The organism is Cupriavidus sp. 10L43_2, from assembly GCF_056395265.1.
In genome coordinates this window covers 252,419-271,354 of sequence record NZ_JBFTJE010000008.1, presented here as the reverse complement: position 1 = coordinate 271,354, position 18,936 = coordinate 252,419, and the positions used below count along the sequence as shown (strand labels likewise).

19 protein-coding genes and 1 rRNA gene are annotated in these 18,936 nt (G+C 66.5%); 6 read left to right on the top strand and 14 right to left on the bottom strand.

Annotated features, from left to right (window positions below; genetic code table 11):
* Together rrf and AC1DEL_RS14660 are read left to right on the top strand one after the other, a co-directional pair.
* A 5S ribosomal RNA gene (gene rrf, locus AC1DEL_RS14665) occupies positions 1-94 on the top strand; the annotation flags it as partial.
* 100 nt (positions 95-194) lie between these two features.
* Positions 195-497: a GIY-YIG nuclease family protein gene (locus AC1DEL_RS14660; RefSeq protein WP_092296124.1), complete on the top strand. Its 303-nt coding sequence runs from the start codon at positions 195-197 to the stop codon at positions 495-497.
* A gap of 72 nt (positions 498-569) precedes the next feature.
* Here AC1DEL_RS14660 and AC1DEL_RS14655 read toward each other — a convergent pair whose 3' ends face one another.
* Positions 570-992, bottom strand: coding sequence for an organic hydroperoxide resistance protein (locus AC1DEL_RS14655; RefSeq protein ID WP_092296121.1), 423 nt, complete (start codon positions 990-992; stop codon positions 570-572).
* 61 nt (positions 993-1,053) lie between these two features.
* Positions 1,054-1,524, bottom strand: coding sequence for a MarR family winged helix-turn-helix transcriptional regulator (locus tag AC1DEL_RS14650; protein WP_477125311.1), 471 nt, complete (start codon positions 1,522-1,524; stop codon positions 1,054-1,056).
* Between the two features lie 184 nt (positions 1,525-1,708).
* Here AC1DEL_RS14650 and AC1DEL_RS14645 point away from each other — a divergent pair, with 184 nt between their 5' ends.
* Both AC1DEL_RS14645 and AC1DEL_RS14640 read left to right on the top strand, forming a co-directional pair.
* Complete coding sequence (locus AC1DEL_RS14645; RefSeq protein WP_092296115.1) at positions 1,709-3,178, top strand: DegQ family serine endoprotease; 1,470 nt, start codon at positions 1,709-1,711, stop codon at positions 3,176-3,178.
* A 224-nt stretch (positions 3,179-3,402) separates the two neighbouring features.
* Entirely contained in the window at positions 3,403-3,729 is a 327-nt protein-coding gene (locus tag AC1DEL_RS14640) for a hypothetical protein (protein ID WP_092296112.1), read from the top strand.
* Positions 3,730-3,789: 60 nt separating this feature from the next.
* Here AC1DEL_RS14640 and AC1DEL_RS14635 read toward each other — a convergent pair whose 3' ends face one another.
* The 5 genes from AC1DEL_RS14635 to AC1DEL_RS14615 all read right to left on the bottom strand — a co-directional run bounded on the left by AC1DEL_RS14635 (position 3,790) and on the right by AC1DEL_RS14615 (position 9,866).
* Positions 3,790-5,280, bottom strand: coding sequence for an MFS transporter (locus AC1DEL_RS14635; protein WP_092296256.1), 1,491 nt, complete (start codon positions 5,278-5,280; stop codon positions 3,790-3,792).
* A 92-nt stretch (positions 5,281-5,372) separates the two neighbouring features.
* Positions 5,373-5,870: a MarR family winged helix-turn-helix transcriptional regulator gene (locus tag AC1DEL_RS14630; protein WP_092296108.1), complete on the bottom strand. Its 498-nt coding sequence runs from the start codon at positions 5,868-5,870 to the stop codon at positions 5,373-5,375.
* 81 nt (positions 5,871-5,951) lie between these two features.
* Complete coding sequence (locus AC1DEL_RS14625; protein WP_477125312.1) at positions 5,952-7,955, bottom strand: transglutaminase TgpA family protein; 2,004 nt, start codon at positions 7,953-7,955, stop codon at positions 5,952-5,954.
* Positions 7,952-8,929 carry a DUF58 domain-containing protein gene (locus AC1DEL_RS14620; protein ID WP_477125313.1) on the bottom strand — a complete coding sequence of 326 codons (978 nt, stop codon included), beginning with the start codon at positions 8,927-8,929 and terminating at the stop codon, positions 7,952-7,954. The genes AC1DEL_RS14625 and AC1DEL_RS14620 overlap by 4 nt, the downstream gene beginning before the upstream one ends.
* 13 nt (positions 8,930-8,942) lie before the next feature.
* Entirely contained in the window at positions 8,943-9,866 is a 924-nt protein-coding gene (locus tag AC1DEL_RS14615) for an AAA family ATPase (protein ID WP_092296100.1), read from the bottom strand.
* A 225-nt stretch (positions 9,867-10,091) separates the two neighbouring features.
* On the opposite strand from AC1DEL_RS14615, the gene AC1DEL_RS14610 reads away from it, so the two are divergent.
* Entirely contained in the window at positions 10,092-10,937 is an 846-nt protein-coding gene (locus tag AC1DEL_RS14610; protein ID WP_092296097.1) for a phytanoyl-CoA dioxygenase family protein, read from the top strand.
* A 66-nt stretch (positions 10,938-11,003) separates the two neighbouring features.
* Here AC1DEL_RS14610 and AC1DEL_RS14605 read toward each other — a convergent pair whose 3' ends face one another.
* The 7 genes from AC1DEL_RS14605 to AC1DEL_RS14575 all read right to left on the bottom strand — a co-directional run bounded on the left by AC1DEL_RS14605 (position 11,004) and on the right by AC1DEL_RS14575 (position 17,064).
* Entirely contained in the window at positions 11,004-11,180 is a 177-nt protein-coding gene (locus tag AC1DEL_RS14605; RefSeq protein ID WP_177219928.1) for a hypothetical protein, read from the bottom strand.
* Between the two features lie 162 nt (positions 11,181-11,342).
* A complete protein-coding gene (locus AC1DEL_RS14600; RefSeq protein ID WP_092296094.1) occupies positions 11,343-12,080 on the bottom strand; it encodes a GntR family transcriptional regulator in 738 nt (245 codons plus the stop codon).
* A gap of 132 nt (positions 12,081-12,212) precedes the next feature.
* On the bottom strand, positions 12,213-13,235 hold the full coding sequence (locus AC1DEL_RS14595) for a 2Fe-2S iron-sulfur cluster-binding protein (protein ID WP_144199747.1): 1,023 nt from the start codon (positions 13,233-13,235) through the stop codon (positions 12,213-12,215).
* A 12-nt stretch (positions 13,236-13,247) separates the two neighbouring features.
* Positions 13,248-13,727: a GlcG/HbpS family heme-binding protein gene (locus AC1DEL_RS14590; RefSeq protein ID WP_092296089.1), complete on the bottom strand. Its 480-nt coding sequence runs from the start codon at positions 13,725-13,727 to the stop codon at positions 13,248-13,250.
* Positions 13,728-13,759: 32 nt separating this feature from the next.
* On the bottom strand, positions 13,760-15,208 hold the full coding sequence (locus AC1DEL_RS14585; RefSeq protein ID WP_092296086.1) for an aldehyde dehydrogenase family protein: 1,449 nt from the start codon (positions 15,206-15,208) through the stop codon (positions 13,760-13,762).
* A 64-nt stretch (positions 15,209-15,272) separates the two neighbouring features.
* On the bottom strand, positions 15,273-15,992 hold the full coding sequence (locus AC1DEL_RS14580) for an iron-containing redox enzyme family protein (protein ID WP_092296083.1): 720 nt from the start codon (positions 15,990-15,992) through the stop codon (positions 15,273-15,275).
* A gap of 145 nt (positions 15,993-16,137) precedes the next feature.
* Positions 16,138-17,064 carry an ornithine cyclodeaminase family protein gene (locus tag AC1DEL_RS14575; RefSeq protein WP_477125314.1) on the bottom strand — a complete coding sequence of 309 codons (927 nt, stop codon included), beginning with the start codon at positions 17,062-17,064 and terminating at the stop codon, positions 16,138-16,140.
* 331 nt (positions 17,065-17,395) lie between these two features.
* Here AC1DEL_RS14575 and AC1DEL_RS14570 point away from each other — a divergent pair, with 331 nt between their 5' ends.
* Entirely contained in the window at positions 17,396-18,934 is a 1,539-nt protein-coding gene (locus tag AC1DEL_RS14570) for a hypothetical protein (RefSeq protein WP_092296077.1), read from the top strand.
* The last annotated feature ends 2 nt before the right edge of the window (positions 18,935-18,936 follow it).

Sequence of the window (18,936 nt, the reverse complement as noted above, 5' to 3'; positions counted from 1 at the left end):
GGAACCACCCCTTCCCATCCCGAACAGGACCGTGAAACGACTTTGCGCCGATGATAGTGCGGACTACCCGTGTGAAAGTAGGTCATCGCCAGGCTCTTATACCCAGAACCCCCAGCCCCATAAAGGCTGGGGGTTTTGCTTTGTGGGCTCCCGATTGGCATTTTCGTGACGAAAACGCTTATGATCTGCGTGCCATGCCCTCTGACGAAGAAGACCTCGCTTGTGCCGAGGCAACGCCCTGGTATCTCTACCTGCTCGAATGCGAAGGCAATTCGATCTACACAGGGATTACCACTGACGTCCAGCGCCGTTATGCCCAGCACCTTGCGGGGATTGGTGCCAAATACACACGCTCCCGCAAACCTACGCGCCTGCTTGGATGGCTTCGCTACGATAACAAGTCAGAAGCGTTGAAAGCCGAGTTGGCCACCAAGCGCATGTCGGCCGTGCAAAAGCGCGCATTCTGCGCGATGCTCGAAACGGAAGACAGCGCATAAAAACAAGCATAAAAACAAAAACGCCGGCAAATTTGCCGGCGTTTTTGTTTGTGATCGCAACTACAGTCAAACTCAGACTACCGTGAGCGTTACCTCGATATTGCCGCGGGTGGCATTCGAATACGGGCAGACCTGGTGTGCGGCTTCCACCAGCTTCTGGGCCGCTTCCTTGTCCATGCCCGGCAGCGAGATCTTCAGATCGGCCTGGATACCAAAGCCCTGCGGAATCTGGCCGATGCCGACGGCGCCTTCGATCTTGGCGTCCGGCGAGACCGTGATCTTCTGCTGGCTAGCCACGAAACGGATCGCGCCCAGGAAACAAGCCGAATAGCCGGCTGCGAACAGTTGCTCGGGATTCAGGCCATCGCCCTTGCCGCCCATTTCCTTGGGTACGGCCAGCTTCACGTCCAGTTGATTATCGGACGTCACGGCGCGGCCATCGCGGCCACCGGTTGCGGATGCGTGGGCGGTGTACAGGACTTTCTCGAGTTTCATTTGCATTCTCCTAGCGATGCCCGCTCGGGGGCGTTTTCAAAGTCATGCCGAAATCGGCAAATCAACCGTCGGACCGTGCATCCTCCAGCGTGGTCCGCATCTCATGCAGGCGCGCCGTCAATGTCTGGATCTCCTCGATCGAGCACTGCGTCGCGCACAACATCTTTTCCGGGATGCCTTCCGCCGATGCGCGCAGGCGCCGGCCGGCATCCGTCAGGCTGACCAGCACGCGTCGCTCATCCTCGTCATCGCGTGCCCGTGCTACGAACCCCGCCACCTCGAGCCGCTTGAGCAGCGGAGTCAGTGTTCCGGAGTCCAACGTCAACCGTTCTCCGAGCGCCGACACCGTCAGCTTGTCCGTCTCCCATAACACCAGCATGACCAGATACTGCGGATAAGTGAGCCCAAGCTCACCCAGTATCGGCTTGTAGATCTTGGTCATTGCCAGCGAGGTGGAATACAGCGCGAAGCAGAGCTGTTGATCCAGCCCGAGCCAGTCTTCGTTAGTGGAGGAGTTCGTTGCGTCAGCCATGGCTCTATCTTATACACAATTAAATTGTGTGCAAGATAAATTTTCTATCGTGACTATTGAGGATAGGTGACGCGGGCGAGATAGGTCGGAACTTTAAGTCTGGTTTAAGGATGGCTGCTTACGATGCTTCCATCGCGCCGCAACTCCTGCGTCCGCGCAAGAAGCCAACCAGAAAGGAAAGACCATGATTCGCCAGACTTTTGCCCGCTCCGCCGTCGGTGTCGCCGCGCTCGTTGCGCTGGCCGGCGGTTATGCCTATCTCCAGAAGGACGCCATCACCCCCGGCTACGCCGCGCCGACGCCCGTCACGGCATCTGCCTCCGGCGCGCCCGTCGCCGTCGCCACGCCAGCCGACTTCTCGGGCATCGTCGACCAGTACGGCCCCGCCGTGGTGAACATCAGCGTGACCGCGCGCGCCCAGCGCACCTCCGCGCAGGCGCCGCAGGGCATCGACCCCGACGATCCGCTGTTCCAGTTCTTCAAGCGTTTCGGCCCGCAGTTCCAGGGTCCGCAAACCAGCCAGCCGCAGCTTGTGCGCGGCCTGGGCTCCGGCTTCATCGTCAGCTCGGATGGGCTGATTCTCACCAATGCTCACGTGGTCGATAACGCCACGGAAGTCACCGTCAAGCTGACCGATCGTCGCGAATTCAAGGCCAAGGTGCTGGGCGCCGATCCGCAGACTGACATCGCCGTGATTCGCATCGATGCGAAGGACTTGCCCACCGTGCGCCTTGGCGATCCGTCGAAGATCCGCGTCGGCGAGCCCGTGCTGGCCATCGGCTCGCCCTACGGTTTCGAGAACACGGTCACCGCCGGCATCGTCAGCGCCAAGTCCCGCTCGCTGCCGGACGACACCTACGTGCCCTTCATCCAGACCGATGTGGCGGTGAACCCCGGCAATTCCGGTGGCCCGCTGTTCAACCAGCGGGGCGAAGTGATCGGCATCAACTCGCAGATCTATAGCCAGACCGGCGGCTACCAGGGCCTGTCGTTTGCGATTCCGATCAACGTGGCGACGAAGGTGCAGGAGCAACTGGTGGCGCATGGCAAGGTCACGCGCGGCCGTCTCGGCATCTCGGTGCAGGAGGTCAACCAGGCGCTGGCCCAGTCCTTCAACCTGCCCAAGCCGGCAGGCGCGCTGGTAAATGCGATCGAGCCGGACAGCCCCGCTGCCCGCTCCGGCCTGAAGGCAGGCGACGTGATCGTGCAGCTGGGCGACGACGTCATCGACCATTCGGGCGATCTGCCCGAGCACGTCGCGGACATGAAGCCCGGCACGCAGACCCAGCTCAAGGTCATCCGCAAGGGCGAGCCGCTGACGCTGACCGTCAAGGTGGGCACGGCCCAGGAAGGCGCCGTGGCGCAGAAGACGAATGGCGGCGATACCGGCGGCAAGCTTGGCCTCGCGGTGCGTCCGCTTACGCCGGCCGAGAAGCGTGACAGCGGCATCGACGGCGGGCTGGTCGTGGAGAACGTGGCCGGACCGGCCGCGCGCGTGGGCATTCAGCCGGGCGATGTCATCCTGTCGCTGAACGGCACGCCGATCAGTTCAGCAGAGCAACTTCGGGCCCTGGTGTCGAAGTCCGGCAAGCAGGTGGCGCTGCTCGTGCAACGCGACGACGCCCGGATTTTCATCCCCCTCGACCTCGGCTAACCGGGTCCGAAAAACCGGGTTTACGGTGCCCGGTTTACGTATACAGGCCGTATACCGTAAACCGGTATACGGCCCGCAAACCCTTGCCAGAGGCCGCATTCAGGGCGATAAAACATCCCAAAAACGCGTTTGAGCAGGTATGATCTCGACTGCGATGCATGAAGCGCGTGGTGGCCATGGCCGCCACGTCTGGTTCTTGCTGAATCGACAGAACAAGGAAGTCTATGCAGTTGGATTTCACCCGCGCCCCCATCTCGCCGGGTACCGACCGAACGCGGCGCTTGACGCCTGCCACCACCAAGCCGACGACCCCGCGTCGCCGCAAGAAGGAAGCCGCTCCACACTGGGAGCGCGGCTACCGTTCTCATTTTTACCGTAGCGAACGCGGCGACAAGCTCGGTGAGGTCCACCTTTCCGATCGCGGCGAACTCCCCGTGGTCTACCGCTGGGCGGCCGGCAACTACTCCGGCGCAGAGGGCTCCCTGGCCCATGCGCGTGCCCGCGTGGAAGAAACCATCGGCTTCGGCATGCGCCAGCTGTCGCTGTTCTGACGGGCGGACACGCCTCCCGCCCCTAGTCGTATCCTCAACGCGCCGTCCCCAGTCTGGGCGCTAGTCCAGCCGACGCTGCGCGAACATGCCGATAGCCGCCACCAGCGCGAGCACGGCAATCAATCGATAGAGATCCTCGCAGGCAATTAGCCGCGCCTGTTGATCGGCAATTGTCGCCAACTGCGCCAGCGCGCCCACGTGCGCCTGCCCCGTATCGAAGCCGCGCGCCATCAGCGCCTTCTGTGCCGACTCCAACCACTGCGCCGCCTCAGCGGGACGTTGCCCGATGGCATTGGTCAAGCTGGTATGGACCGCGAACTGCCGGTTCTGCAGCAGCACGGCGCCGAGCGCCGACGCGAACGAGCTGGCAATCTGCCGCATCAGGTTCTTGCTGCGGTAGCCGTGGGCAAAGTCATCGTCGTCGGCCAGCGAGCGGAACGTCAGTCCAGCAATCGGGATGATGACCATCACGCCGAACAGCCCCTTGCCCACCAGCCCGGGCAGCAGCGCGACCGGTCCGACATCGGGTGGCATGATCGAAAACCACGCCATCGCGCCCGCCATCAGCAACAGGCCCGCCACCATGACCGGCTTCTTGTGCGTGAGGTGCCGCGCCACGCGCAGATAGCACCAGATGCCGGCGAGGCTGATGGTGGCGGCCAGCGTGTTGAGCCAGCCTGTGGTGGCCAGCGGGAAGCGCAGCGCCTGTTCGGCGTAGATCGGGAACACGTAGCCGCTCAGGTTGCTGATCATGTAGTAGACGAAATACATGGCCAGCCCCGTGAGGTAGACGGGATGGCGCAGCGCACGCAGTCGCAGCACCGGCGTGGCGTGGTGCCACTGGTGCCACAGGAAGCCGGCGAGCAGCGCCAGGGCAAGCGCGGCGACCAAGGCTACGCGGGCGGGATGCGAGAAGAGGTCGAAGCGCGCTTCGGTCAGGGACGCCTGGAGCGCCACGATGGCCACGCCGAACAGCAGCAGCGGACCGAGCGCCGGGCCGCCCACATCTTCGCGGGGTTCGGCGTCGGGCAGCAGCAGCCAGGCGCCGAGCGTGGCCAGCGCCGCGAACGGCAGCACGCCATAGAACACATCCTGCCAGACCCCGCGCTCGACCAGCTCTGCCGCGAACGCCGGCCCGAGCGCCGAGGCGCCGAAGATCCCCAGCATGAAGATACGCGTGGCGCGCGGCCGATCAGCCGGGCCGAACATCAGGTTCACGAGAATCCGGCAGCTGGTGAACAGCGCGCCGCCGCCCACGCCTTGCACGAAACGGGCGGCCACCATCTGCGCGAGGCCGGTGCTGGTGGCCGCGCCGAGCGTGCCGGCCATGAACAGCAGCAACGACCCTGTCAGGTAATAGCGATAGCCGAACCGCTGCGCCAGCCACTGCTGCTTGAGAATCATCAGCATGCTGCCCACGGCATAGGCGGCCTGCACCAGCGCAAAGCTGCGCGGGTCCGCATCGATGCCGCCGACGATATGGCTGGACGCGAACACGAACATGATGTTCTCGAGGAACTCCACGCCGGTGGCCAGCGCGAGCAACATCATCAGCAACGTCTGGCGCTGCGGTCGGCTCAACAGGCGACTCAGCGCGCCGGGCCAGCGGGCGCCGGCGCCCTTGCCCTGGGGGGCGGGCAGGTTCACGACCGCTGCGCGTCGAGCGCCGCGAGATTCTGGTGCAACTGCGCAAGGTCGCGCGTCACGTCGGCCAGCCGGTCCTTGCCCAGCGGCGCCCAGGCCTCGCCATAGGCGGCATGCACGGCGGGCGCGGCGCGCTCCAGCAACGCCCGGCCTTCCGCCGTCAGCGTCAGTTCCAGGCTGCGCCGATCCTGTGTCGAGGTCTTGCGCTGCACCAGGCCGCGCGCCTCCAGGCCGTCGATCAGGCGCGTCATCTGGGTGCGCGTGGCGTCGATGGCGACGCCAAGTTCCGACGGCATGGTCGGCTGTCCGCCATCGGCGACCAGCAGGCTCATGACCAGGTACTGGCCCATGTCGAGCGTGTGCGGCGCCAGTGCTCGCTCGATGTGATGTCGGAGCAATCTGGCGGAACGGAGCAGCAGGCGGGAGGCGAGCATGAGATCGCGCGGGGCTTCCGGATATTCCGCGCAAAACCGGGTGATACGCTGTTCGAACGGCATTTGTTACATCCGAGATAGTTACGAACGTAACTATATGCGCGAGATGCGGGAATGGCAACCGGTCGATGGTGCGCGGGACGGCTAGCGCACCTGCCGCCGCACGAGCGTCAGCGCCCTGCGCATGCGCGCCATCGCTTGCAACCTGCCTGCGGCGTCCGGCGTACCGTAGCGCAGCGCGATGTAGTCGCGCGTGAATGCCTGCAAGGCGGTGGCGGCGCCCGGCAGCGCCTCGGCGGCGCGCATGGCGAAATCGGCTGGCCCTTCCGAAGCCCCGCGCGCGCAGCCATGACGCGCCAGCAAGGTGCAGAAGCGGGCATAGAGCGACTGGAGCGGATCGAGCCGCCGTTGCCGTAGCCAGAGCGGCAACAGCGCGACGAGGCTCAGCGTTGCCAGTCCGCCCGCCAGCAACGCTGGCAATTGGCCATCCATGCCAAGTTTCTGCAGCAGCCGGCCCTGTTGCGCGCGGTCGTACTGGAGCACCCAGCGCTGCCACGTATAAGTCAGTCCGTCGAGGCCCAGGCGCAGGTCCCGCAACCATGCCGGGCCGCGCAAGGCGCGTAGCGCCTCAGCCTCGTCGCCGCTCAGGGCGGCGTCCACGCCTTCTTCCACACGGCTCGGCGCCACGGCGCTGGTCGGGTCCACGCGCACCCATCCGCGCCCGGCGATCCACACCTCGGCCCAGGCGTGGGCGTCCGATTGCCGGATGATGTAGTGCCGGCCCATCGGGTTGTACTCGCCGCCCTGATAGCCCATCACGGCGCGCGCGGGCACGCCGGCGGCGCGCATCAGGAACACGAAGCTGCTGGCGTAGTGCTCGCAGAAGCCACGGCGGGTATCGAACAGGAAGCTGTCCACCTGCTGCTTGCCGAGCGGCGGCGGGGAGAGCGTGTAGGCGAAGGGCGCCGCGGCGAAGAGCCGCAACGCGGCCTGCACGCGCTGCCACGGGTCCGGATACTGCGCCATCCAGCTGGCTGCGAGTTCGCGGCTGCGCGGATTGCCGTCCGGCAGCGCGAGCGACAGCGCAAGTGTGCGCCGCGACAGGGGTTGGGGCGTTCCCGTCAGTGTCGAGTGGCCCCGGTAGCGCAGCGGCCGGTCCACCGGTGCGCGGGCGAAAAACTCATCGTCGGCGGAAACGCGGGCGTCGAGGCTGCCGGACACCGCAACGCCCCGGTCGAGCAGGTACAGCCAGGCCTGCTGGCTTGGCTCCAGCGTAACGTTGTACGCGCGCACGCCCGAGGGCGGTGGCGTGGCGTCGTCGCCGTCATCGTCGCGCAGCCCGGTGGCCGGGCGCGTGGGCCGCATCGACCCATCGGCGGGCCGCCACGCCAGTCCGTCATAGTTCCAGAGCACCAGCGCGCGCCAGTACAGCGCACTGGCGGGCAAGGGATCGCCGATGATATCGGCGCGGAACGCCACCTCGGGCGAGCGGATCAGCTCGCCGACGCTGCCGGGTTTCATCGTGTCCGAAATACCGGTGCGGCCCACCGGCTCCGACTGCGGCAGCCGCCACAGCGGATGGTCGAGCCGAGGAAACAGCACGAACAGGAACAGCGCCCACGGCAGGCCGATCAGCGCCATGCGGCCAAGCAGCGGCCAGATCGCCAGCCGCCCGCGCGCTTCCGGATGGTGGAGCAGCAGCCAGTTGCGCAGGATCCATGCGCCGATCGCCATGCTGTAGATCGCCAGCCAGAACGGCTGGTCGGCGAGGTAGAGCGTCAGCAGCAGGTAGAACGACAGTTGCGTGACCAGCGTGGCATCGGACAGCGCCCGGGTTTCCAGCAGCTTGAGGATGACGAAGGCGCCCAGCAGCGCCACGCAGAGTTCGCGCCCGAGGCTGCCGCCCGATTGCCATACGAGCGCGGCGGCGGTCACCAGTACCAGCACGGCCGATACGCCGAGCATCAGCTTCGATGGCAGCGGTGCGCGCTGGCGCCAGAGCAGCCAGCGCCAGGCCAGCAGCACCAGCAGCAGCAGGCTGACCGACACCGGCAGCGAGCGCGCCTGCGGCGCCAGCACCAACGCGAGCTGGCCCATCAGCATCCCGTGTTCCTGATGCCCGAGCGGGCGAACTTCGTGCCGGGTCATGACGCGCGCCGCTCCGGCCACACGGCCAGCGCTTCCAGGCAGGCGCGGCGATGGGCGGCACCCTGGGCGGGCGGCAACGCCACGCCGGGCAGGCGCAGGCCGATCTCGAACTCGTCGCCGGCGGCCAGCACCCACGCGCACAGCCGCGATAGCCGGGCCTCGGTGTCCATGCCCGGCGGCAGCGCATCCCAGTCGAGCCAGCAACCGGGCTGGCGCGGCGTGGTGCCGGTGCGGCTCAGCATGCGGCCCGTGCGGGCGCTGTGCTTCCAGGCGATGCGGTGCAGCGGGTCGCCGGTGCGATAGCGGCGCAACTGGTCGATGCCATCGTCCGACGCGACGGATAGCGTGCCGTCCTCGGCGTCGTCCGGGCGGGCCACCTGCGGCAGCGGCGGGGCGTTCGGCTCGGGCGCCGGATAGACGAAGGCCACCAGCGACAGGTCCGCATAGCTCCACACGCGAAACAGGCCGAACGGAAAGCGGCTGGAAAACTTGACGCGCGGCAGCTTCATGCGCCCGCGCGCGGTGGCCGGCACGCGGAGCGGCAAGGTGCCCCGGCTGTCGCCATCAATGGTCAGCGTGGCGGTTTCGGATTGCGGCGTGCGGGCCTCCAGGCCGATGCGGGCGGCTGGGTCGGCGTTGTCCACGTTCAGTGCGAAGACCGCCACATCGCCCACGAAGGCCGGCGAGGCGGCACCCGTGGACACCGCCAGTTCCAGCAGATTGCGATAGGCCATCCACATGCACGCCATGCCGATGCCGGCGAGCAGGAACGTGAGCGCGAAGCCGAGGCTGATGTTGTAATTCAGCGAGGTCAGCAGCATCGCCACGAGCAGCACGCCAAAGCCGGCCCCGCTGCGCGTGGGCAGGATATAGAGATGGCGCCGATCGAACGTCACCACGCCATTGACCGGCCCATGCTGCCGATGCAGCCAGGCGGTCAGCGGACGATGCGCGGTGGCGGAGGCTTGCCGCATGGCGGGACGGAAATCAGGGAATGGCGACGTTGGACAGCAGGCGGTCGAGCACCCCGGCGCCCTGGCCCACGCCATGGCCGGACGGCAGCAGCCGATGCCCCGCCACTGCCGCAAACACGGCCTGCACGTCCTCGGGAACCACCATCTCGCGCTGCTCCAGCAGCGCCCACGCCCGTGCGCAGGCCAGCAGCGCCAGCCCCGCACGCGGCGACAGGCCGGCGACGAAACCCGGTTCCGCGCGGGTGGCCTGCACCAGCGCCAGCACGTAGTCCACCAGCGCGGGGCTCGCGTAGACCTTGGCGGCGGCGGCCTGCAGCGCCATCACCTGCTCGGCGTCCATCACGGCAACGGGGCGCTGATCGGCGGCACCGCCGAGGTACAGCACCCGCTCGAAGGCCGGATCGGGGTAGCCGAGCGAAATCCGCATCGTGAAGCGGTCGAGTTGCGACTCGGGCAGCGCATGCGTGCCGATCTGCTCGAGCGGGTTTTGCGTGGCGATGACGAAGAACGGCGCCGGCAGCGCGTGCGTGGTGCCGTCGTGGGTCACCTGCCGCTCGGCCATGGCTTCCAGCAGTGCGCTCTGGGTTTTCGGGGGCGCGCGGTTGATCTCGTCGGCGAGCACCAGCTGGGCGAAGATCGGGCCGCGATGGAAACGGAACTCGCTGGCCTCGCGCAGGAAGACTGACACGCCGACCAGATCCGCCGGCAGCAGATCGCTCGTGAACTGCACCCGCTGGTATTGCAGGCCCAGCGTCTGGGCCAGCGCATGCGCGAGCGTGGTCTTGCCCACGCCCGGCACGTCCTCCAGCAGCAGGTGGCCGCCGGCCAGCATGCAGGCCAGGGCAAGGCGCACCTGGCGCGGCTTGCCCAGCACGATGCGGCCTAGCTGGGTTTGCGCCTCGGCGAGCGAGGCAACGATCCTGGGTCGGGCGGTCACGAGTTGCCTCCGGTGACGTGGCTGCGGGTGCAGAGTGCGGCCATTGTAGCGGCGTCGGGGTCGCATCGGACAGTGGGTTGCCGCACGCTTTCAGGGCGACAGATGTCCTGTTGTCTCATGCGAAATGGGCGGTATCGCCCGCCAGCCCGCGCCGGATCTCGCCGCTTCTGGCATCATCGATCTGTTGGCGCCTTGCCACTTTCAGAATGGTCTCATCCCTCCACGATGACTGCCTCGCAACACCGCGCCTCAGGCGCCTCGGCTTCCCTCGATTTCGACTCTTCCGCGCCCCTGGCCGACCAGGCCGGTCTGGCCAGCCTGGCGCGTGAATTCCACGCGGGCGGCTACATCGTGCTGCGCCGCTTTGCCAGCGAGGCCATGTGCGCCGCGCTGGAGGACATGACCCGCAAGCATCTGGCCGCCGCCGTGCCGCCGGTGGAGTTCGAGGCCGATCTCGGCTATCCCGGCGCGCCCACCTCGCGCAAGGCCGAAGGGGGCGGTACGGTACGCCGGCTGCGCCAGGCCTATGGCCGTGACGAGGTATTCCGCCGCTGGGCCAGCGATCCGCACGTGGTGGCCACGGTGGAGGCGCTGCTGGGCGAGCCCGCCCGCCTGACGCTGGCGCACCATAACTGCGTGATGACCAAGCATCCGCATTTCGGCAGCCAGACTGGCTGGCATCGCGATACACGCTACTGGTCGTTCGTAAAGCCCGAGTTGGTCACGGTTTGGCTGGCGTTGGGCGATGAAGACGAGCGAAACGGCGTCTTGCGTGTGATTCCGGGTTCGCATCAGGCCAAGCTGGCGCCGGAGCAGCTCGATCCGGCCGAATTTCTCATCGAGGCGCATCCCAATAGCCAGAGCCTGCTGAAAGGGGCGATGCCCCTGACGCTGCATCGCGGCGACGTGCTGATGTTCGACAGCCGCCTGTTCCACGCGGCCGGCCGGAATGACGCCGAGACGGTCAAGCTGTCGGTAGCGTTCGCTTACTTCGGTGCGAGCAACCGGCCGCTGGCCGGCACGCGGTCCGCCGAGTTCGGCAGCGTGGAGCTGCCGCCGGCCGCCTTGTAGACGTCCCTTCCCAGAAACACAAAAGCCGCCTGATGGCGGCTTTTTCATTGGCGCGCGTGGTGCGCGTCAGGCGGCGTTGCCGCGAGTCGTGCCCGAACGGAACAGGGCAAACAGATCGGCCAGACGGACGGGCAGCAGCGGGGTGGCGTGCCGAACCGCATCGCGGCGGGCAAAGTGCTTGCGGAGTTGCTCGCCGACCGGACGGCTGAGGTACGAAGCATCCGGGTATTGCATGATGGTCATTCCCTATTGTGGTTAACAACAGCCTACAGTATACACCGCGATGGTGCGGCGCGCCATTTGCTGGTGCGAACGGGGAATGCCATGCGCAGACGCCCGCGCGAGGGCGGGCGTCCGTGCACCGGAATGTGGCCGGAATGTGGTGTCGAGGTCAGGCGGCGGAGATTACGCGCCCTTGTCAGGCGTATCGACCGGCGCGTTTGCCGGGGTGCCGTTCATGTTTTCGACAGCTTTCGCCGCGCTGAACACATGGCGCGTGGCCAGCAGCGCAGCAAGGTCGGCATCGCCGGCAATCACGGCCTGGAGAATCTGGGCATGCTCGTCCCAGTTCAGGCGCGCGCGGCTCAGGTTGGCCGGCGCGAACAGCAGCCCGGTGCGCTCACGCAGCGAACGCATCATGTCCTGCAGCACGCTGTTGGCGGCGATATTACCGAGCAGTTCGTGGAACTTGGAGTTGAGTTCGACGAAGCGCTCGGTCTGGCCGCTGTTCACGGCGTCGTTGCCTTCCTTGAGAACCTTCTCGATTTCCAGGATCAGCGCGGGGTCGCGGCGTTGTGCCGCGAGCTTGGCGTTGAGACCTTCGAGGGTGGCGCGCACCTCGACCATTTCGCGGGCGATATTGGGCGACAGACGCGCCACCGATGCCCCACGGCGCGGCTCGATCTTGACCAGCCCTTCCGCCGCCAGCGCGCGCAGCGCCTCGCGCACCGGAATGCGGGACACGCCCAGCTCCAGCGACAGCGTGTTCTCCACCAGCCGCTCGCCGGGATCGTACTGGCCGTCGAGGATGCGCTGCCGCAACGTATCGGTCACAAGCGCGAAGAGCGGGGAATGCTGGGCGCCCAGGCTGGCAGCCGGGGTGTCCGGATTCGGGCTGAAGGCACTGGTGGTGGCGTCGTTCATGGTCGGGATCGGCCGTGGAAATCGTGGATCGCGCAAGAAACTTGAGCGTTGAAGCACCGGCCCATTGGGATGCATGGGCCCGGCGTGAATGCCACTATTGTATACCGTCAACCTTTGCGACCAGACATTCCACTACATCGTCGGATGCTGAAAAGTGAACCCGTCGGCATACAGGAACGGGACCTGCGCGCCGAGTCCGGTGAACAACTGCTTTGCATCGTGGATCATGTTCGGCGAGCCGCAGAGATAAATCGCATGCTCGGACAGGTCGCCCAGGTCCGCCGCCACGGCTTCGTGCACATAGCCGCGCCGGCCCTGCCAGTCCGCGTCCGCGCGGGACAGCACCGGCACGTACTGGAAATCGTAAAGCCGATCGCCCCAGGCGCGGATCTCGTTGTCGAGGTAGAGGTCCGATGCGGACCGCATGCCCCAGTAGAGCCACACCGGCGGGCAATCCGGGTCATCCATCAGGGACTCCAGCATGCTCTTGATGGGCGCGATACCGGTGCCGGTGGCTACCATCAGCAGCGGGCGGTAGTCCTCCTTGCGCAGTGCGAAGTTGCCGAGCGGCACTTCCACGTCGAGCCGGTCGCCCGGTTGCAGGCGCGGCAGTTGCCCCGCCGTGAAGCGACCGCCGGCAATGCGGCGCACGTGGAAGTCCACCTCGTTGCCGCGCGGGGCGGACGCCATCGAGAAGCTGCGGTGGCTCCCGTCGTCTAGCAGAATCTTCATGTACTGGCCCGGCGCGAAGGCCAGCGGCGTGTCGTCGGGCAGGGCCATGCGCAGGTGCAGCACGTCGGCGGCGAGCGGCGTCACCGCCTGTACGATGGCTGACGCGCGGCGTGCCGGCACGGCCGGCTCCAGGCCGCGCGCGGTGCTGATGACGAGGTCGGCCGTGGGCCGCGCCTGGCAGGCCAGGGCGAAGCCGGCGGCGTCCTCGTCCTCGGTCAGTCCCATCGGAAATTCTTCATAACTGACCGATCCTTCCACCACGCGCACGCGGCAGGTGCCGCATCCGCCGAACGTGCATTCGTGGGCCAGGCTGACGCCCGTGCGCAGCGCGGCATCGAGCACGGACTCGCCGGGCTGCGCCGTGAACGACTGCTGCGTCTCGGCAATCTCGATGCGATAGAGGGGATGGGTACCGTGGGACATGACCGCTCCTGCTTACTTCTTGATGTCGGCCTGCGCCAGCACGGTCAGGTCCTCGCCGGCCAGCAGGTCGCGCAATGCTTCCAGCGCGGCCACGCCGCACGCGGTGTCCTGCTCGCCGTTGCCGCCGGACAGGCCCACGCCGCCGACCACCTCGCCGTTGACCACCACCGGGTAGCCGCCGACGAACACCGCGAACTTGCCTTCGAAGCTCCACTGGATGCCGAACGCCTCGTTGCCGGGCAGCGCGGGGCCGTTGGGCGCCGTATTGAACAGGTGTGTGGAACGCTTGTGGCCGGCCGCCGTGAATGCCTTGTTCCAGGCGATCTGCGGGCCGGTGATGCGGGCGCCGTCCATGCGTTCGAGCAGCAGCGGATAGCCGCCCTCATCGACGATGCAGATGGACTCCAGCACGCCGATTTCCTCGGCCTTCTTCACCGCCGCCGCCACCATGTGGCGGGCTTCCCGCAGTTCGAGCTTGATTGCCTTTTTCATCGTGAAATCCTTAATAGCCGGGTAGTCGCCGCTTAGCAGCCGCGATAGATGGTCTTGATCTGGGTGTAGAACTCGAGCCCCGCGCGGCCCGATTCCCGGAACGTGGAGGTGCTCGACCGCTTCAGCCCGCCGAACGGCGCGTTGACGAGGTTGCCGGTGGTGGTGCGGTTGATCTTCACCGTTCCGGACTCGATGTCATGCGCAAAATCGTGCATATAGCGCGGATTGCGCGTGGCGATGGCCGCGGACAGGCCGTACTCGGAGTCATTGGCAACGGCGATGGCCTCGGCGTAGCTGCCCACTTCGAGGATGGCGAGCACCGGGCCGAAGATTTCCTCGCGGGCGATGCGCATGGTCGGCGTGACATCGGTGAACACGGCCGGCGAGACGTAGTAACCGTGCGAGAAATCGCCATCCGTCAGCGCTTCGCCACCGCACAGCAGCGTGGCTTCAGCCTTGCCGGCGGCGATGTAGCCGAGCACGGTTTCCAGTTGCTTGCGCGTGGCGAGCGGGCCAAGATCCATGCCGGTGGCCATGCCGCTGCCGATCTTCAGCGTCTTGACCTTGGCCACGAGCTTGTCGGTGAATGCCTGCTTCACCTCGCGCATCACGAGGATGCGGCTGGTGCCCGTGCAGGCCTGGCCGGACAGCGACAGGCCGCCCTTGATGGCCAGGTCCACGGCCTTGTCGAGGTCGGCGTCCTCCATCACGATCAGAGGATTCTTACCGCCCAACTCCATCTGCGTGCGCGTGGTCATCGGCACGGACTTGTGGATCTGCTCGCCCGCTGCCGTGGAGCCGGTGAAGGACACGGCCCGTACCGCGCGCGATTCGACGATGGTCGGGCCCACCTCGGCGGCGCTGCCGGTCACGAAATTAAGCACGCCCTTCGGAATGCCCGCCTTGACGAAGGCTTCGGCCAGTCGGTAGCCGGAGAGCGGCGCGTCCGACGAGGGTTTGAAGACCACCGTGTTGCCGGTGATCAGCGCCGGTGCGATCTTGCGGGCCGGAATCGACACCGGGAAGTTCCACGGCGAGATTACCGTCACCACGCCCAGCGGCTCGCGCTGGCTGTAGACCAGCATGTCCGGGTCATCGTTGGGATACGTCTCACCGCCGTAGGTCTGTCCTTCCACGGCGTAGAAACGCAGCGTCTGGGCGGAGCGCATGACTTCGTCGCGCGCCAGCGACAGCGCCTTGCCTTCCTCGCGGGTCAGCTCGGCGGCGATGGCGTCGGCGTTGGCTTCCAGATGCGCGGCGGCATCGTTGAGAATTTTCGCGCGCTTGCCGATGGGGGTCTTTTTCCAGCTGTCGAAGGCGGCCGAGGCGGCGGCCACGGCGGCGGCGGCGTCACGCGCGTCCGAGGCGGCGTGCCGGCTCACGATGTCGCGCGTGTCGGCGGGGTTGAGGTTGTCGGTGGTGCGGCCGCTGGCGCTGTCGCACCATTCGCCGTCGATGTAGTTGCGGTACGTCTCGGTCATGACTGTGGCCTTTGCGAACGGGGGCGGGGCGCCCGGCACGGGGGCCGGGCAGATGCGGGGCCGCTCAGGCGGCCACGGTCTCGCGCGTGCCGTCCACGTAGTCGTAATAGAGCGCGGTGGTGTACAGCAGTCGCATCTGGGCGCCAACCTCGCAGATCTTCAGGCAACGCTGCTGCAATTCCGGCGTATTGGCGTGCTCGAGCACGATCTGATAGCCGCGTTCGCCGTGGATCTCGTCGGAGACGATGTGCAGGTCGAAGAATTCGACTTCCTCGTCCGTGAAGCCGTACTTCTCGCGCAGCGTGGGGGTCTGCTTGCGGTAGATCGACGGCACCTGCGACTCCAGGCCCACGACCAGGCCGGCCACGGCCACCACCGGGTCTTCGCGCATGGCCACGGCGTAGCACCAGCTTTGCAGGCCGCGCGTGGTCGGCGACATGTTGTCCGCATCCACCACGCGCTCGCGGGTGGTGCCGCAGGCTTCGGCAAAGCGGATCAGCAGGTCGGTGTGGCGGTCGCCGCCGATCTCTTCCTCGTACATATTGGCCAGCAGGAAGTCCTTGGCCTCGGTCATGTGGTCCGGCGTGCGGGCATAGATATAGGCGAGGTAGTCGGCGAACGGGCCCACGTAGTGATAGTGGTTCTCGGCCCAGCGGGCGAGGTGGTCGCGCGACAGCGTGCCGCCAGCCCATGCCTTGCTGAAGGGTGCCTGGTTGGCGCTCTTGCCCTTGATTGCGTTCTCGAGGGCGGCGCGGAAATCTTCACGGTTCATCAGTTCGGCCATTTGGGGGCTCCTGTTTTGACGAGGGGTGGTTGTGAGCCGCGACGTGAGAGACGTCTTATCTGCGGCGGGTTTGAATCAGGATGAAATTTGTATACTTTCTGCAATCGAATTTGGGCGACAAAGAGCTGACCGGGCGCAGCACGCGTCAGGCTTTTCCAGCCTCCGCTTCGGTAATCCGTCGATAGGCGACACCAGCCAGGGCGATGTCCTCCAGACCGACGCCGACCGACTTGTAGATCACGATGTCGTCGGCGTGGCGGCGCCCCGCCTTGCCCAGCAGAACATCGGCCAGCTCCACGATCTTGCTGTCGGGCAGCACCGCCTTGTCGGCGAGCACCAGGTCGCCGGCCTCGCGCAGCGACTGCGGCCGCCACTCCACCACCACGGTGGCGGCGCGGGACAGCGCGGTGTCGTCGAGTTCGCGGGTATGCGGCAGGCTCGATCCGATGGCGGCGATGAAGGTGCCCGGCTGGATCAGTTCGCCGGAGAACAGCGGTGTGGTCGAGCGCGAGGCAGTGACGATGATGTCGGCCTGCGCGGCGGCCACGGCCGGATCGGCAAAGGTCACGGGAATGCCGCACTGCGCGGCGAGCCGGTCGGGCAGGCTCGCGTCGGCATAAGGATCGACCACCAGCACGCGGCGCAGCGGCAGCGCGGCGGACAATTGCGCCGCATGCTGCACGCCCTGCGTGCCGGCGCCGAACAGCGCAAGCGTGGCGCTCTCGGGCCGGGCCAGCCGCTGCGCGGCCAGCACCGTGCAGGCCGCCGTGCGCAGCCGCGTGATCGCGCCGGCGTCGAACGAAGCCAGCGGCCGGCCGTCAACGGTTGAAAACAGCAGGATGACAAATGAGAACTGTCCTGCGATCGTCGTATATACCTTGGCCCCCGCCACCTCCTGCTCCGGAATCACCGCGCCAAGCGTGGAAAGCTTCACACCACCCGCCTCCGTCCGGATCCGTTCCTGCATCGCGGCCTCGCCGCGTCCAAAACTCTGGAAGGCCGCCAGCATGGCCTGCTGGGCGTCCTGGGCCGTCACGTGTCGGTCGATCAGTTCGTCGGTGATATGGAGCATGGTCGATGGGGGTTCAGGGCTGTTTGTGGCTCGAGTCGGTATACAGTCTACACATGGCCGGAAAAATTGCTAGCGTTGATGCATCGATATTTTCCCGGGGCGTGCCTTCCAGAGTGGTGCTTGATGCGCTGAAACCGTGCACTGATGCGGCTTTCCGCACCGCATTGGGGGATTACCCCAAGCCGTGCAGGTTTCGCTTGTTCGGAAGCGTCAACGGGATATAGTATACAAATTAGATCGACGCCCAGCGCTGCACGCAGCCAAGAGGTCGACGGCAGGTCTTATTCATCCGCCCCCACAAGGGCCCCAAGATCAGGATCAGGGGAGCCTCATGCAACAAACCGTAGAAATCGGCCTGGCACATTGGGTGTATTTGCTAGGTGTCGCAGTCATCGTCTTGACGATGATCCTGCGGGCCAACGTTGTCGTGCCGTCTATCGTCGGCACCTTCCTCGTGATCCTGGCCATCACGGGCAATCCGGTCAGCGCGTTGGGGGGCATCTTTGGGGCCAGCCTCGTCGCGGCGAAGGAGCTGTTCAATATCTTCCTGGTGATCGCCTTCATGACGGCGCTGCTCAATGCGCTGAAATCGTTGCGATCCGATATCCGCATGGTGGAGCCGTTCCGCCTCGTCATGAAGAACGGGCATAGCGCCTACTTCATCCTGGCGGGCATCACCTATGTGATTTCGCTGTTCTTCTGGCCCACGCCGGCCGTGCCGCTGGTGTCGGCCATCCTGCTGCCCGCGGCCATCGCCGCCGGGCTGCCGCCGCTGGCCGGCGCCATGGCCATCGCCATCGCCGGGCAGGGCATGGCGCTCTCGTCGGACTACGTGATTGGTGTGGCGCCAGGCATCAGCGCCAAGGCGGCGGGCGCAGCGGTCAGCGCGGCCGTGGTGGCGGACCGGGCGCTGATCCTGTCGATCATCACCGGCACCATCGCGCTGACGCTGGCTTATCTGTCGATGCGCCGTCACATCGTGCCGGCCAACGGCGCGCTGCTGGACCGCTGGCAGGCCCGCGCCACGGGCGTGGACACGGCCATGGAAGCCACCGGCACCTTCGACAAGGCGGAGATTGCGCGCGGCACGTCGCACCCGGAGCCGCTCGTCACGGACGCCAATATCGAACAGAGCCTGGCGATGGTGGCCAAGCGCCGCATCAAGTGGTCGAAGTTCTTCGCGGTGCTCACGCCGGTGGCGTTTATCTGCGTGGTCTCGCTGATGGTGGCGCCCAAGCTGGCCGCCGGCATGCCGGATCTCAAGGGCGGCGCGGCAGCGGCACTGGTGGGCGGCGTGGCCGCGCTGCTGATGATGCTGGCCACGCTGGCCGCCGAAGGGCCGCGCAAGATGCTCGATGTCTGCCCGGAGCACATCACCGATGGCTTCGTGTTCGCGTTCAAGGCGATGGGCTCGGTGCTGCCAATCGCCGGCTTCTTCTTCGTGGGCGCCGGCGAGACCGCCGCGCAGATCCTGGGCGTGGACGCCGGCAAGGCGCCCAGCCTGCTGTTCGAGCTGATCCAGGCGTACCAGCACATGATTCCGGACAACCACGTGTTCGTGGCATTCGGCGTGCTGTTGGTGGGCATGATCACCGGCATCGATGGCTCCGGCTTCGCCGGCCTGCCGCTGACCGGCACGCTGGCCGGCGCGCTGGGTCCGGTAGTCGGCTTCGACTCGGCCACGCTGGCCGCAGTGGGTCAGATGGGCGCGGTCTGGACCGGCGGCGGCACGCTGATCGCCTGGTCCTCCCTGATCGCCGTGGCCGGGTTTGCGCGCGTGCCGGTGCTCGATGCAGTGCGGGCGTTGCTGCTGCCCGTGCTGGCCGGGCTGTTCGTCTCCACGATCTGCGCGATGCTGCTCTGGCACTGACG

Bases quoted from the DNA above. Each gene is read 5' to 3' on its own strand.
- AC1DEL_RS14650 (WP_477125311.1), bottom strand. From the start codon at position 1,524: ATGGCTGACGCAACGAACTCCTCCACTAACGAAGACTGGCTCGGGCTG.
- AC1DEL_RS14580 (WP_092296083.1), bottom strand. From the start codon at position 15,992: ATGGCCGAACTGATGAACCGTGAAGATTTCCGCGCCGCCCTCGAGAAC.
- AC1DEL_RS14625 (WP_477125312.1), bottom strand. From the start codon at position 7,955: ATGACCCGGCACGAAGTTCGCCCGCTCGGGCATCAGGAACACGGGATG.
- AC1DEL_RS14595 (WP_144199747.1), bottom strand. From the start codon at position 13,235: ATGTCCCACGGTACCCATCCCCTCTATCGCATCGAGATTGCCGAGACG.
- AC1DEL_RS14640 (WP_092296112.1), top strand. From the start codon at position 3,403: ATGCAGTTGGATTTCACCCGCGCCCCCATCTCGCCGGGTACCGACCGA.
- AC1DEL_RS14635 (WP_092296256.1), bottom strand. From the start codon at position 5,280: ATGATGTTGCTCGCGCTGGCCACCGGCGTGGAGTTCCTCGAGAACATC.
- AC1DEL_RS14610 (WP_092296097.1), top strand. From the start codon at position 10,092: ATGACTGCCTCGCAACACCGCGCCTCAGGCGCCTCGGCTTCCCTCGAT.
- AC1DEL_RS14620 (WP_477125313.1), bottom strand. From the start codon at position 8,929: ATGCGGCAAGCCTCCGCCACCGCGCATCGTCCGCTGACCGCCTGGCTG.
- AC1DEL_RS14605 (WP_177219928.1), bottom strand. From the start codon at position 11,180: ATGACCATCATGCAATACCCGGATGCTTCGTACCTCAGCCGTCCGGTC.
- AC1DEL_RS14630 (WP_092296108.1), bottom strand. From the start codon at position 5,870: ATGCCGTTCGAACAGCGTATCACCCGGTTTTGCGCGGAATATCCGGAA.
- AC1DEL_RS14645 (WP_092296115.1), top strand. From the start codon at position 1,709: ATGATTCGCCAGACTTTTGCCCGCTCCGCCGTCGGTGTCGCCGCGCTC.
- AC1DEL_RS14655 (WP_092296121.1), bottom strand. From the start codon at position 992: ATGAAACTCGAGAAAGTCCTGTACACCGCCCACGCATCCGCAACCGGT.
- AC1DEL_RS14590 (WP_092296089.1), bottom strand. From the start codon at position 13,727: ATGAAAAAGGCAATCAAGCTCGAACTGCGGGAAGCCCGCCACATGGTG.
- AC1DEL_RS14660 (WP_092296124.1), top strand. From the start codon at position 195: ATGCCCTCTGACGAAGAAGACCTCGCTTGTGCCGAGGCAACGCCCTGG.
- AC1DEL_RS14575 (WP_477125314.1), bottom strand. From the start codon at position 17,064: ATGCTCCATATCACCGACGAACTGATCGACCGACACGTGACGGCCCAG.
- AC1DEL_RS14570 (WP_092296077.1), top strand. From the start codon at position 17,396: ATGCAACAAACCGTAGAAATCGGCCTGGCACATTGGGTGTATTTGCTA.
- AC1DEL_RS14585 (WP_092296086.1), bottom strand. From the start codon at position 15,208: ATGACCGAGACGTACCGCAACTACATCGACGGCGAATGGTGCGACAGC.
- AC1DEL_RS14600 (WP_092296094.1), bottom strand. From the start codon at position 12,080: ATGAACGACGCCACCACCAGTGCCTTCAGCCCGAATCCGGACACCCCG.